Source organism: Bacillus sp. mrc49 (assembly GCF_002803435.1).
This window is the reverse complement of record NZ_PHNG01000353.1, coordinates 1-294: the sequence shown is the minus strand read 5'-3', so window position 1 is coordinate 294 and position 294 is coordinate 1. Positions and strand designations below refer to the sequence as shown.

The window sequence follows — 294 nt, the reverse complement described above, 5'->3', positions numbered from 1 at the left end:
AGGATGAATCAGTACATAGAGGACTTAAGGAATATATTGACGGATGAGCAAGTATCGGTGAATGAAACGTTATTGGAACAGCATAGTCATGATGAATCGTACCATACACCGCATTTACCTGATGCGGTTATCTATCCAAAGGATACGGCAGAAGTAAGTGCAGTCATGAGGTATGCGAATGACCACGATATTCCTGTCATTCCGTTCGGGTTAGGATCAAGCTTGGAGGGGCATGTCGTTCCAGTTAAAGGAGGGATTTCCCTTGATATGACCTTGATGAATCAAGTTTTGGAA

1 protein-coding gene is annotated in these 294 nt (G+C 42.9%); it reads left to right on the top strand.

Annotation, left to right across the window (positions count from 1 at the left end):
- Positions 1-3: 3 nt before the first annotated feature.
- On the top strand, positions 4-294 hold a 291-nt coding region (locus tag CVN76_RS02290), incomplete at its 3' end, for an FAD-binding oxidoreductase (protein ID WP_157805479.1).